This is a genomic window from Actinomadura soli (assembly GCF_005889715.1).
Classification (GTDB): Bacteria; Actinomycetota; Actinomycetes; order Streptosporangiales; family Streptosporangiaceae; genus Spirillospora; species Spirillospora soli.
This window is the reverse complement of the sequence record NZ_VCKW01000244.1, coordinates 1-12,511: the sequence shown is the minus strand read 5'-3', so window position 1 is coordinate 12,511 and position 12,511 is coordinate 1. Positions and strand designations below refer to the sequence as shown.

The 12,511-nt window shown below is 70.1% G+C and carries 13 protein-coding genes and 1 pseudogene; 2 read left to right on the top strand and 12 right to left on the bottom strand.

Annotated features, from left to right (window positions below; all coding sequences use genetic code 11):
* From ETD83_RS32925 to ETD83_RS42990, 4 genes are all read right to left on the bottom strand, one after another.
* On the bottom strand, nt 1-566 hold a 566-nt coding region (locus tag ETD83_RS32925), incomplete at its 3' end, for an MGH1-like glycoside hydrolase domain-containing protein (protein ID WP_407921537.1).
* A gap of 171 nt (nt 567-737) precedes the next feature.
* Complete coding sequence (locus tag ETD83_RS32920; protein WP_138649113.1) at nt 738-1,544, bottom strand: HAD family hydrolase; 807 nt, start codon at nt 1,542-1,544, stop codon at nt 738-740.
* Entirely contained in the window at nt 1,541-2,653 is a 1,113-nt protein-coding gene (locus tag ETD83_RS42995; RefSeq protein ID WP_171064569.1) for a cysteine protease StiP family protein, read from the bottom strand. Before ETD83_RS42995 ends, ETD83_RS32920 begins: the two co-directional genes overlap by 4 nt.
* Nucleotides 2,650-3,879, bottom strand: a complete 1,230-nt coding sequence (locus ETD83_RS42990; RefSeq protein ID WP_230421347.1) for a phosphoribosyltransferase family protein — start codon at nt 3,877-3,879, stop codon at nt 2,650-2,652. Before ETD83_RS42990 ends, ETD83_RS42995 begins: the two co-directional genes overlap by 4 nt.
* On the opposite strand from ETD83_RS42990, the gene ETD83_RS45570 reads away from it, so the two are divergent.
* The gene (locus ETD83_RS45570) at nt 3,865-3,996 is read left to right on the top strand and encodes a hypothetical protein (protein WP_268920524.1); all 132 of its coding nucleotides are present in this window, start codon (nt 3,865-3,867) and stop codon (nt 3,994-3,996) included. The two genes, ETD83_RS42990 and ETD83_RS45570, sit on opposite strands and share 15 nt — an antisense overlap.
* A gap of 62 nt (nt 3,997-4,058) precedes the next feature.
* Here the strand turns inward: ETD83_RS45570 and ETD83_RS32910 are convergent, their stop codons facing one another.
* The 5 genes from ETD83_RS32910 to ETD83_RS32890 all read right to left on the bottom strand — a co-directional run bounded on the left by ETD83_RS32910 (nt 4,059) and on the right by ETD83_RS32890 (nt 8,495).
* Nucleotides 4,059-5,228 (bottom strand): HpcH/HpaI aldolase/citrate lyase family protein, encoded by a 1,170-nt coding sequence (locus ETD83_RS32910; RefSeq protein WP_138649112.1) that lies wholly within the window; start codon nt 5,226-5,228, stop codon nt 4,059-4,061.
* A gap of 21 nt (nt 5,229-5,249) precedes the next feature.
* The gene (locus tag ETD83_RS32905; RefSeq protein ID WP_138649111.1) at nt 5,250-5,828 is read right to left on the bottom strand and encodes a TerD family protein; all 579 of its coding nucleotides are present in this window, start codon (nt 5,826-5,828) and stop codon (nt 5,250-5,252) included.
* A gap of 112 nt (nt 5,829-5,940) precedes the next feature.
* Nucleotides 5,941-7,071, bottom strand: coding sequence for a DUF475 domain-containing protein (locus ETD83_RS32900; RefSeq protein ID WP_138649110.1), 1,131 nt, complete (start codon nt 7,069-7,071; stop codon nt 5,941-5,943).
* 131 nt (nt 7,072-7,202) lie between these two features.
* Entirely contained in the window at nt 7,203-7,781 is a 579-nt protein-coding gene (locus tag ETD83_RS32895; RefSeq protein WP_138649109.1) for a TerD family protein, read from the bottom strand.
* Nucleotides 7,782-7,919: 138 nt separating this feature from the next.
* Nucleotides 7,920-8,495: a TerD family protein gene (locus ETD83_RS32890; RefSeq protein WP_131968926.1), complete on the bottom strand. Its 576-nt coding sequence runs from the start codon at nt 8,493-8,495 to the stop codon at nt 7,920-7,922.
* A 288-nt stretch (nt 8,496-8,783) separates the two neighbouring features.
* On the opposite strand from ETD83_RS32890, the gene ETD83_RS32885 reads away from it, so the two are divergent.
* A complete protein-coding gene (locus ETD83_RS32885; RefSeq protein WP_138649108.1) occupies nt 8,784-10,031 on the top strand; it encodes a molecular chaperone DnaJ in 1,248 nt (415 codons plus the stop codon).
* 41 nt (nt 10,032-10,072) lie between these two features.
* Here the strand turns inward: ETD83_RS32885 and ETD83_RS32880 are convergent, their stop codons facing one another.
* The 3 genes and pseudogenes from ETD83_RS32880 to ETD83_RS32870 all read right to left on the bottom strand — a co-directional run.
* Nucleotides 10,073-10,543, bottom strand: coding sequence for a YbjQ family protein (locus ETD83_RS32880; RefSeq protein WP_138649107.1), 471 nt, complete (start codon nt 10,541-10,543; stop codon nt 10,073-10,075).
* Between the two features lie 237 nt (nt 10,544-10,780).
* On the bottom strand, nt 10,781-11,926 hold the full coding sequence (gene rpoD, locus ETD83_RS32875; protein WP_138649114.1) for an RNA polymerase sigma factor RpoD: 1,146 nt from the start codon (nt 11,924-11,926) through the stop codon (nt 10,781-10,783).
* Between the two features lie 71 nt (nt 11,927-11,997).
* Nucleotides 11,998-12,511, bottom strand: a pseudogene (locus tag ETD83_RS32870) (DNA primase); the annotation flags it as partial.

Sequence of the window (12,511 nt, the reverse complement as noted above, 5' to 3'; positions counted from 1 at the left end):
GCGCCGAGGGGGCGGTCCCAGGCGGGGCTGTTGTCCAGGCCCGACTCCCACGGGTGGCAGATCGCGATGAGGCCGTTTCCGCCCAGGTCGCGGGCGTGGGCGAGGTAGCGGTGCTGGGCGGTGAGCAGCGGGTAGAGGCGGGCGAGGAACGCCCGGCTGCTTTCCCCGTCGGTGGCGCATTCGTGCAGGCGCAGCGCGGCGAGGGCGTGCAGCGGCGGTTGCGTGAGGCCGGACGTGTGGACGCCGCGCGGCGCGGACGGCTGCCGTTCGCTGCGCCACAGCTCGGGGCCGGGGAAGAACGCGTGCCGGGCCAGGCTGGTGTTGAAAACGATGTGCGGGAGCATGCCGTCGGCCCACTGGCCGCGGAACAGCGTGAGCAGTTCGGCTTCGGCGCGGTCACGGCGGTGGCGGGCGAGACCCATGCTGATGAACGCCGAGTCCCAGCTCCACTGGTGCGGGTAGAGCCCTGGGGACGCGGCGGTGGCCGTCCCGGTCCAGTTCGCGTCGAGCACCCTGGCCGCGGCCTTCCACAGCGCGGTCTCGTCGCCGGTCAGACGGGTGCTCATCTGATCAGGGTGACCTCCTCCTGGCGAAAGGCAGGCTCCTGGTGATAGGGCTTATGAGCTGGTGAGGGCTCACCGTGATTGTCACCTCAGAACGCCGCCGCCGCGACCCTTTGGGGGACGTCGCTTGTCAACGGTCGGCGCGTCTTGACCGTGAATATTTACAGCCCGCCGTCATGGGGCGGTCGCGCGCTCCAGCAGCCGGTCAGCGATCTCCTGACCGGCGAGGACGCCGCGGGCGGTGGTCACGGCCGTGGCGGGGGACGTCCAGCCGGTGTCGTGCAGTTCGCCGTGCGCCGGGCGGACGGAGAAGTCGGCGGCTTCGAGCAGTTCGATATCGAGGAGCGAGTCGCCCGCGGCGAGGGTCGTGGACGCGCCCGTCCGGCGGGCGATCTCCGCAGCCGCGGCGGCCTTCGTCAGGCCGGCGGGCAGGCAGTACACCTTGCGGCCCTGCAGGGACGTCCGCCAGCCGCGTTCGGCGCACCAGGCCGTGAGGTCGTCCACCCAGCCGGGCGGAAGCGCGGCACGGTCTACGACGGTGTAGGCGAACAGGTCGGAGGCGGTGCGTCGCTTTAGGACGAAGTCGCCGCTCGTCTGGAGAAGGTGTTCCTGGACGGCGCCGAGTGGTGCGCAGCTATCGGCGAGCTGTCTCCGGACGGATGCCGCCCACTCCGCGTCATTGACGCCGTCCACGAGCAGGTGGCCGCCGTTCGCGCAGATGGCGTACGAGGCGGGTTTCTCCAGCAGATTCACGCGCCGGTACTGCTCGGGTGTCCGTGTTGTGGTCGGGACGAACGTCGCCGCTTTCGCCAGAGCCTCCAGTGTGCGCGCGGACGCCTCCGTCATGTAGGACAGCGGCGCTCCCTGGTAGAACTCCACGCACAGTAGGCGCGGCATCGTCTCGTCAGGCCCGTCCAGGGCGAACGCTGCGGTGGAGTAGATGAGCGTACGGTCGAGGTCGGAGCACACCAGGACGGTCACTGGACGGCCCCCTTGCCAAAGCTCGGATGGATGAATCCCATGCAGGCGTAGGGGAATCGGTCGTGGTCGACGTCGATGACGGGCACCCCGCGTTCGGCAGCCAGAAGCCTGATGTGCGTTACTTCCGCCCCTGCGTCTTCCCGGACGAGCACCTTCCATGGGACACGACGCAGAAGGACGCGCGTGGTCTCGCCTATGCCCGGCTTGACGAGATTCAGGTCGTCGATGCCGTCGGCGTGGGCACAACGGCGGACGGCGTCCCAGCCTGACCAGTCGGGCGTGCGGTCGGCGGCTCGCAGTTCCGGCAGGTCCTTCCCCACGCGTTCGGCGACGTCCTTGAAGCGCGCGCAGACGGTGTCGAGGAAGAGCGCGGACACGTCGTCGTCCGCCAGGTCGGCGTAGAACTTCGCTCCGTGGAAATCGCCTGGGCCGATCAGGTCGTCGTTCAGGACCGTCCGGCTCACCAGGCCGGAGACCGTCGAGTTGAGGCACGCGGACGGGATCAGGTAGTCGTCGCGCGTCCCGTAGAGCGAGGTGCAGCGCCCGGGGTCGGCCAGCACCGCCAGGTCGGCGGAGAACGGGTGCGCCGCCAGCGCCGCGGTCAGCTCACGCGTGATCGCGCCCTTGCCCGTCCAGCCGTCCACGAACATCACGGACGCCGGGTCGTGGTGTTCGGCGAGGTAGCGCAGCGCCATCGTGTCGATGCCGCGTCCCCGGACGATGCTGAGCGTGTAGTGCGGGACGTCCAGGTCGTGCGCGAACCGCGCCCAGCGCCGCATCAGGATCCCGACCGGCGTGCCCGCCCGGGCCAGCGACGCCAGTACCGCGTCCGGGCCGCGCTCGGCGAGGATCATCTCCGTGACCAGGCCCGTCGCATAGGCGACGCGTTCCGCCGACGCGTCCAGCGCCTTCTGGAACAGGCGGCGGTACTCAGGGCCGGGCTGGTACTCCACCGGCAGTGACTCCGCGTAGTGAGCGCGGCCCGCCTGGATCGCCGCCTCACGCTCCTCGGTGGGCGCTTCGAGGCGGACGTCGGAGAGGTCCTTGAGGAGCCATGCGACGTCCGCCGCCGGATAGCTGCCGAAGGACGGGCCGTGTAGCGGCTTCACAGGCGCTCCCTCGCTCTCGCCGGGACGGTCGCGACCAGCGTGGGGGCCAGCGCGCGCAAGCGTCGCAGGAGCCCTCCGGAGAGCGCCGGGGTGTCGCCGGCGTCGTCCACGACGAACACGATCCGGTCGAATCCTTGCTGGTCTGATGCCGGGGAGACGTTGTAGGCGTAGCGCTCCCCCGGGCCATCGGCCGCATCGTCATGCGACGGGAAGGCCAGGCGTGTTCTGATCGCGTATCCGGGGTGGTCGACGGCGAGGACCGGTGAACGCGTGGTCGTCGAGTACCGGACGTCGACGCCGGGCAGTGCGTCGGCGAGCGCTTCGGCCAGCCGCAGCGGCGCGTACATCAGCTCTTCGAATCCCAGCACGAGCACGCGGGAGGCCCCCTCTCCCACACCGGACGCGACGGCGTCGGACATCCGTGCCAGGTCCTTCTCCAGCCGGTCCCGGTGTTCGGGCAGGAATCCGTGCCGTCCTCCGTCCGGCAGCCCGGCGGGCCATTCCAACTCGACTCGCGACACCTCGAACGCGCTAGGGGCCTCGTCCGGACGCCGCGTAGCGCGCGCGGTGATTTCGGAGACGAGCGCCTGCCCGGCCTCCAGGATGCCCTCCGGAAGTTCGACGTTCCCGGCGCCCACGGCCACCGCGTCTATGCACGTATCGAGCCGGTCGGCGAGATCGGCCATGTGCGCCCTGTCAGCAGGCCCACGCAGGTCGACCAAGGCCGCCACGACGTACCGGCTCCTGGGCCGGACGGTATGCAACGCCTCGATGGTGTTCAGGACCGTCCGTCCGGTGGAGAGCTCGTCGTCCACCAGCACGACGGGCACGTCACGGTCGAGCGCCGCGGAATCGGCGGGGAGCAGGAGATGGCTCGTGGCGTGGCTGTGCTCCTCCTCGAACCCGCCGTACGTGGCGAAGCCCATGACCGGACGGCGAGTCGAGTGCAGGTAGAAGGCACCGCCCAGGGCGTCCGCCACCGAGTGCCCAAGGGCTGTGGCGGTCTCCGCAAAGCCGAGGACGACCGCTTCCACGGGAACCTGTGGTGCACGCAGATGGTCACGTAGGCCGGCCGCCGTACCTGGGACACCCCGCAGAGCGTCAGCGAGAAGGCCCCCAGGGCGCGACGGCTCGTCACCGCACAGGCGCGCGCGCACGAACTCCCCGAGCAGAAGCCCAGATCCGTACACGAGCCGAGGATCGGTCGGGACGTGCTTGCCCAGCACCGCCGAAACCAGCAGATGCGCACGCCGCGGATTGCGGCGCACCGCCAGCCCGACCAGGTCCGCAAGCCCCACACCGGCGGGACGCGCCCCGTCCAGGAGCCGCACACCGAGCCGTGACGACACCCACGAACCGGCCCAATCCGCCGGAACACCAGGCGATGCCGCGCGCGACGTGGCCGTCACCGGCTGCCCGCCGCTTCCAGCAGCTCGACGAACGTGACGCCCTCCGCCGCGACGCCGAACACGCGGGCGCGGAGCATCAGCCGCTGCGCCCAGGCGCGGTGCGGCTTCGCCTCGTTCATCTTGTTGGCGTAGGAGCTGGCCATCGCGCCTCCCCCGCTGACGCCCAGGATGTCGGCGGCGTCGCAGTACTCCTCGTGCGTGACCACCGACAGCGCGTGCACGGCCGCGACATGGCTCGGATGGATGACGGTCTTGCCGATCAGACCGTTCGCCTTGTCCAGATGCACCTCGCGGATCAGCCCGTCCAGGTCGGACGTGATCAGCCGCTGCCGGAGCGGCGCCGCCCGCTGCGCGTCGAACGGCGACTGCCGGAGCTGCGGCTTGAACATCCGCTCCCCCGCCGAGAAGTACTCCCAGACCGGGCCGGTCACGACATATCCGGTGCCGTCGGCGCGGCCCAGGATGTTCACCACGTCGCAGATCACGCCCGCGACCGGCCGGATGTCGTAGATCGTCAGGTCGGGCGGGCGGCGCAGCCCGTACGCCGCGGACATGTCGGTCGCGCCGATCCGGACGGCCAGGATCCGCTGCCGGTGCTTGGCGAGCAGCCGCGCCACGTCGTTCAGCATCTCGGTGCGGGTCTCCGCGTACACGGCCTCCGGGCTCTCGATCACCGGCATCGCGAGGAGCCGCTGGCCCGTCCGGGCGGCGGCGTCCTCCAGCGCGTCGAGGAACGCTCCACCGGCGGCCGCGGTGAACTTCGGCAGGACGAAACCGCTGACCAGCCCGGCCGCGTCGCCCAGCCGGCCGATCAGGTCGCCGATCTGGCGGGGGTCGCGGACCCGGACGAACAGCAGCGGGACGTCCCGCGTCGCCGTCCCGCCGCGGCCGTGCAGCGTCCGCAGCTGCGCCACCAGGTTCGCCTCGCCGGCCAGGACCTCGTCGTCGGCGATCGCGTCCTCCAGGCACACCACCATGCTCATCACGCCGCGCCGCGCCGCCCGCTCGATGTCGTCGGCGAGGACGGGCCGGGTGGCGGGGCTGTAGAGCGTCGCCCCCAGCGCCACCGCCAGCACCGCCGGGTCGTCGTGCCGGTCGAAGGGGCGCGGATGGCGGTAGAACAGGTGCTTACGACGCGCGGCGTCGATGTGGTCGAAATGCCGCATGGACGCCCCGTCAGACGCTGGTCACAGGTGCGTCGACACGGCCGGCAGCAGATGCTGGAACGTCCGGCCGGTCGCCGTCGCGCCGATCGCCGTCATCGACCAGCCGTCGCCGTCCCGCGACACCTTCGCCATGATCTGCGCGTTGTGCTGCCCGGCGCCGGTCAGGTCGTAGCGCGCGATCTCCTGCCCCGTGGTCTCGTCCACCATCCGGCAGAACGCGTTCGCGATCTGCGAGAAGTCCTGGCCGGTGAAGGAGTTCACGGTGAACACCAGCTGGGTCACGTTGGCCGGGACGTTCTGCAGGTCGACGTTGATGACCTCGTCGTCGCCCTCGCCCGCCCCGGTCAGGTTGTCGCCGGTGTGCTGGACGGACCCGTCCTTGCTGCGCAGCTGCCGGAACCACACCTGGTCGGCGAGGTTGCCGCTGCCGTCGAACAGCAGGCACGACGCGTCCAGGTCGATGTTGCGGGCCTTGCCCTTCCCGAACAGGCCCTTCTTGGCGACGGCGTCCCAGCCGAGGCCCATCCTGACCCGGGTGAGCGTCCCTCCGCCGGGCTTGGTCAGCGAGACCTTCTGCCCCTTCTGCAGCGAGATGGACATCGTTCGGCTCCCTTGGTGATCGATGTGTCGCGGGCTGGGGGTCTGCCGATGGGCGCCGTCCGCCGGCGAGCGGTGCCGCGGACGAGCGGTGTCCACCGGCCGGCGGCGGCGGTTACTGGATCTTGGAGCTGCTGGGCTCCAGCGGCTTCTCGGCGTCGTCGCCGGACGGTGCTCCGGAGGAGTCCGCGCCCTCGCCCCGGTTGCGGACGACCGAGCTGACGAACGCCGCGATGATCAGCCCGGCGCCGAGCCCGCCGGTGATCCACTCGGGCACGTGGTGGCCGATGCTGACCAGCATGCACACCGCGAGGGCGCCGATCGCCCAGTGCGCGCCGTGCTCCAGGTACACGTACTCGTGCAGGGTGCCCTTCCGGACGAGGAAGACCGTCAGGGACCGGATGTACATGGCGCCGATGCCGAGGCCCAGCGCGATGACGATCGGGTCGGTGCTGATCGCGAACGCGCCGATGACGCCGTCGAAGCTGAACGAGGCGTCCAGCACCTCCAGGTACAGGAACAGGAAGAACCCGGCCTTGCCGGTCGCCAGGGCCAGCGAACTCGGCCCGGACCGTACGGCGGCCCCCTCCCGGCCCTCGCCCTCTTCTTCGTCCTCGTCCTCGCCCGCTCCGGAGAACAGCTCGCCGAGCCCGTTGACCAGGATGTAGGTCACCATGCCGAGCACGCCCGAGATCATGACGTTGCCCGGGTCGTCGGCGGCCAGCCACGCCACGAACGCCAGCGAGCCGCCCGCGACGACCACCGCAAGCTGGTCGAGCTTGCCGATGCGGGCGAGCGGCCGCTCCAGCCACGGCAGCCACTTGTTGGCGCGCTCCTCGAACACGAAGTCCAGGAAGAGCATCAGCAGGAACATCCCGCCGAACGCCGCGATCATCGGGTAGGCGTCTTCCATCAGGTGGTGGTACTTGTCCGAGTCGTTCAACGCCAGGTCGAACGCCTCGTACGGGTTCAGCTTGGCCGTGATCCCCACGATCAGCAGCGGGAAGACCAGCCGCATCCCGAACACCGCGATCGCGATGCCGACCGTCAGGAAGATCTTCTGCCAGAAGGGGCTCATGCGGTCGAGCACCTTGGCGTTGACCACGGCGTTGTCGAACGACAAGGAGATCTCGAGGACGGCCAGCACGGCGACCAGCGCCAGCCCGGTCGGCCCACCGTAGAAGAGTGCGATGAGCAGGCCAGCGGCCGTGACGCCGAAGGACCACCCGAAGGTGCGAAGAATCATGCGCGTATTTCTGCTAGGAAGGTCGGCCGGGCGTGGCGGCCGGGGATGCGGGGGCGCCGGCGGTCAGCCGGCGTCGACGCCTCAGCCTACGTTGAGCCTCACCCCACGTTGGCCTCAGCCTACGTTGACCCTCAGCCTACGTTGACGCCGAAGTCCACGGCGATGCCGGCGAGGCCGGAGGCGTATCCCTGGCCCACCGCGCGGAACTTCCATTCCCCGCTGTGACGGTACAGCTCGCCGAAGACCATCGCCGTCTCGGTGGAGGCGTCCTCGGTGAGGTCGAAGCGCGCGAGCTCGTTGCCGTCGGTCCGGTTGACGATCCTGATGAAGGCGTTGCGGACCTGGCCGAAGCTCTGGTGCCGGTTGTCGGCGTCGTAGATCGACACGGGGAACACGATGCGCTCGCACTCGACGGGCACGGTGTTGAGGTCGACGTTGATGGACTCGTCGTCGCCCTCGCCCTCGCCGGTCAGGTTGTCGCCGGTGTGCTCGACGGAGCCGTCCGGGCTCTTCAGGTTGTTGAAGAACACGAAGTGCTGGTCGGACATGACCTTGCCGGTGGAGGCGAGCATCAGCGCGGACGCGTCGAGGTCGAAGTCCGCGCCGGTGGTGGCGCGGACGTCCCAGCCGAGGCCGACGGTGACCGCGGTGAGGTTGGGGGCGGCCTTCGTCAGCGAGACGTTGCCGCCCTTGGCGAGTGAAACCCCCATGTTCGGGCCACTCCCTTCCTGATGAGTCTGTATCTACTACATGCCGTGTCTACTACGGGCTGTGTCTACTACGGGCTGTGTCTTCTGCGTGCCGTGACTTCTGTGGAGGCCGTCAACCTCATCTAGAGGCACTCACTCCTAGAGGTTGACGCCGAAGTCCATCGCGATGCCGGCGAGCCCCGACGCGTACCCCTGGCCGACCGCGCGGAACTTCCACTCCGTCCCGGAACGGTACAGCTCGCCGAAGACCATCGCGGTCTCCATCGAGGCGTCCTCGGACAGGTCGTACCGGGCCATCTCCGCGCCGTCGCTCTGGTTCAGCACGCGGATGTAGGCGTTGCGGACCTGCCCGAAGTTCTGGCTGCGGCCGTCGGCCTCGTAGATCGACACGGCGAACGCCACCCGCTCGGCCGTCGCCGGCATCGCGCCAAAGTTGATCTTGAGCTGCTCGTCGTCGCCCTCGCCGGCGCCGGTGGTGTTGTCGCCGGTGTGCTCGACCGCGCCGTCCGGCGTCCGGAGGTTGTTGAAGAACACGAAGTGCTGGTCGGTGATGATCTTGCCGGAGCCGTCCAGCACCATCGCGGAGGCGTCCAGGTCGAAGTCGGTGCCGGTCGTGGTGCGCAGGTCCCAGCCAAGACCGACGGTTACCGCGGACAGGCCGGGGGCCTGCTTGGTGAGCGATACGTTGCCGCCCTTGCTGAGACTGACACCCACGATGGGCCTCCAAGATCGCATGCCGTTGTTTCGGACGCCGCCCCGGCGCCCAGCCTTTCCGACGTAGGAGCGATGCTATCCGTTCCAGTCGCGGCGGAGCATTAGCCGAGAACCAGCCCAATTCCCGATACACGGGACGGGTCGGGCGCGCAAAATCCGGGCCGTCTGCGCCAGACTGGGCAGGGACGGCCAGACTGAGCATTCACCGTCCGGCCTGTCCGCGGTGGCGTCGCCTGTGCGGGCAGACCGGGCAGAGTGTTCACTGGGCAGGGACGAGGGGAGGCAGCGTTGCGCGGAGCGGGCGACCAGCGCCGCCGTAACCGGGGGGCGCAGGCGGCCTCCGGGGCGATCGAGGCCAGGGAGGCGGCGTCGACCGCCTTCTACGACATGGACCAGGCGCAGAAGTACATCGACGGCCGCGTCACCGTGTTCGAGGACCTGGACGCCAAGGCCGCCGAGCCCGTCCGGCGGGAGTTCACGGGCCTGGCCGAGTCCGCCGACGCCGCCGCCGTCGCCTACATCTCCGTCCTGGACGCGCACGACGTCGATGACCAGGACCGGACACCCGCCGAGTACGACGCCGCCCGCCGCGCGTTCGTCGCGTCCACCGAGCGGCTCCAGCACATCACCAGGAACCTGAACGGCTTCGCCGAGCGCCTCGCCCCGAAGATGGCGCGGCTGGAGGCCGCCCTCGACCAGCTCCCGCCCCGCCTGACCGCCGCCCGCGACGCCGTCGCCACCGCCGACGCCGCCATGGCCGCCGCGGTCCAGGCCGGGATGGACGCCTCCGACCCCGAGGCCGAGCTGGCCAAGGCGAAGGAGATCCTCGCCCAGCTCGGCTCGCAGGGGCTCGGCGGGCTCGGCCTGGACGGGGCGATCCGCAAGGCCGAGGAGGTCCGCGAGATCGCCGAGCGGGCGCACGAGGCCGCCGCGGAGCTGCCGCAGATGGCGCAGAAGGTCCGCAACTCGCTCGCGTCCGCCCGCACCCGCGTGGACGTCGTCGCGAACCGGGTGGGTCCGGTGAAGGAGGCGATGAAGGTCCTGCTCCGCGGCTACTCGCTGGCGTGCTGGCAGGACCTGAAGGGCGCGCCCGAGTCGATCGAGTCCGCCGTCACGCGGGCGCGGGAGCGGCTGAACGAGGCGTCCGCGCACACGTCCCGCGCCGAGTGGAAGCAGGCCCAGCAGGCGCTCACCGCCGCCCGCACCGAGCTGAACGCCGCCGACCGCCGCGCCGGGCAGGTCACCGGACGGGTCGACGAGCTGAGGGCCGTCGCCGCGGACCCGTCCAAGCCGGTGGAGCGCGTCCAGTTCGCCGTGCGGGACGCGCAGCGGCTCGCCATGGCCCAGCCGGGCGGGCCCGCGCCGCAGCACGTCCGGGTGCTCGACTCGCTGGTCGAACGGCTGGAGCGCGCTCCGTCCCGGCTCACCGGCTCCCACCCGGACTACTGGGCCTACCTGCAGGAACTGGAGTCCATCAAGACGGCCGCCGGCGACGTCGTCGCCCGCATCCGCGCGGAGCGCGCCGGCCAGGGCTAGCGGCGACCGGCCCGCTCACGAACGGCGGGGGCGGGTGCGGGTCAGCGGGGGCGGTCGTGGAGTCCCATCGTGAGGTTGCGGGCGACCATCGGGGGGCCGCCGGCCTGCGGGTCGCCGTACGGCGGGGGCTGCTTCTGCTGCTGAGGGTGCGGCGGCTGCTGCTGTTGCGCCTGGTCGCGCGGCTGTGCCTGCGCGGGCTCCGCCCAGACGGCCGTCCCGTAGGCGCAGACCTCAAGGCCGCCGCCGACCGCCGCCGTGTCGAACCGCATGCCGACCACTGTGTTCGCGCCCTTGCGGCGCGCCTCCTCGCCGAGCCGGTCCACCGCCTCGCGGCGGGCGGCGCCGAGCCCGGCCGCCGGCTGCTCCCCCGTCACCCGGAACGTGGCGCTGCTCCCGCCGTGCCCGGGCTGCGGCGCGGCGGCCTGGTCGGCCTGCACGGCCGAGCCGAGGACCTCACCGAGCACGCTCCTGATCTCGTACCCCGCCACGCCATCAGTCGTCACGATCAGCATGACCACCACGGTAAATCACCGTCCGGACGAAATGCGACGCAATGCCCTCAACAGTCACCCTCGACTCCGACGCCGGGCCACGCAGGCGACCGCCCTCCCGGCGGTTCGCCCGGGAGGGCGGTCGTCGTGTCGCTCTCGCGGTTCCGGCTCTTTCGTATCCGTCCGGCTGTCAGATCGGCTGTGTCGGCTCGGCCTGGCCCGTTCCGGCTTTCCGGGTCGGCCTCGCCGGGGCCTGCGTCAGTCCAGGTACTCGCGCAGCATCTGCGCGCGGGACGGGTGGCGCAGTTTCGCCAGGGTCTTCGACTCGATCTGGCGGATCCGCTCCCTCGTCACTCCGAACTCCCTGCCGACCTCCTCCAAAGTGCGCGGATGCCCGTCGGTCAGGCCGAAGCGCAGCTGGATGATGCGCTGCTCCCGTTCCGACAGCGTGCCCAGGATGTCCTCCAACTGATCCTGGAGAAGAATGAACGCCGCGGCCTCGATCGGCACGACGGCGTCCGCGTCCTCGATGAAGTCACCGAGATCGGAGTCTTCCTCACCGATCGGCGACTGCAGCGAGACCGGTTCCTGCGCTATCCGCTGGATCTCCACGACCCGGATGGGCGACAGCCCCATCTCCAGGCCGATCTCCTCGGGGCTCGGTTCACGGCCGAGGTCCTGGTGGAGCTGCCGCTGGACCCGGACCAGCTTGTTGATCGTCTCGACCATGTGCACGGGGATCCGGATCGTTCTGGCCTGGTCGGCGATCGCGCGGGTGATCGCCTGCCGGATCCACCAGGTGGCGTAGGTCGAGAACTTGAACCCCTTGGTGTAGTCGAACTTCTCGACCGCGCGGATCAGTCCGAGATTTCCCTCCTGAATCAGGTCGAGGAACAGCATTCCCCGGCCCACGTAGCGTTTCGCGATCGAGACCACCAACCGGAGGTTGGCCTCGATCAGGCGTTGCTTCGCCCGCGTGCCCTCGCGGGAGAGCTGTTCGAGGTCGAGCCGTTCACCGCGGGCGAGGACGGCGGTCTGCGCCATCTTCTCCTCGGCGAACAGTCCCGCCTCGATCGATTTCGCGAGTTCTACCTCATCTTCTGCCGTGAGAAGCGGTACGCGACCGATCTCTCTCAGGTAGATCCGAACCAGGTCGCTCGTCGGCGCCCGCTTGCCGAGGTCACCCTCGTCCGCTCGCGCGACGTCCTCGGTCTCCTGCTGAGACTCGAGAACCTCCACCCCCTGCTCTGCGAGCATCCGGACGACCCGTTCCAGCGAGTCGTCAGGCAAGTCCGAGCGATCGAGCGCGGCAGCAACGTCCTCGACGGTCACGCCGCCGCGTTCTCTACCACGTGCGACGAGGTCCGCCACCTGATCAACCGATGGCGCCTCGCTTGGCAGCACCGAAGGGCCCACCCAGACAGTTTGCGTCAAATGGGGGCAAGATCACAGGACCTATTTTGCGGTCTCTTGACTTACTGTGACCCGAGCCCTCGCTCCCGCAACACCCGTCTCTGCTGCTCAAGCGCAACAAGATCGCCGAAGAGCCGGTGATACTCCTCGGGCGATTCGACCGGATTCAGCCGCCCGAGTTTAGATTTGGCGTTGGCGATCATGCGGGTGAGCTGGCGTTCCTGTATTCGGGCCAGCAATTCAACGGCATATCGGTCACCCGAATCCTGCGCCGAGCGCGAAGGCTCGACCCCGAGCTTGGTGATCAGGTCTCTGACCTGGTCATCCGGGGCCCGCTCCAGAAGATGAGCGACCCATTCCGCGACGTTTCCCGCCGCGGCCACTCCGCCCGCGTCCGCGATGACCATGCGCACCGCGGCGTGCGGCGGCGCGATGAACGCGTCCGCCGGGACCTCGTCGAACGCCGGCCCCAGCACCGCCGGGCGCTGGACGGCCAGTTTCAGCAGCTCCCGCTCCCGCTGCACCTCCGGATCGCTCGGATCGAACGCCGGACGCCTGGCCCCCGCCCTGTCGGCC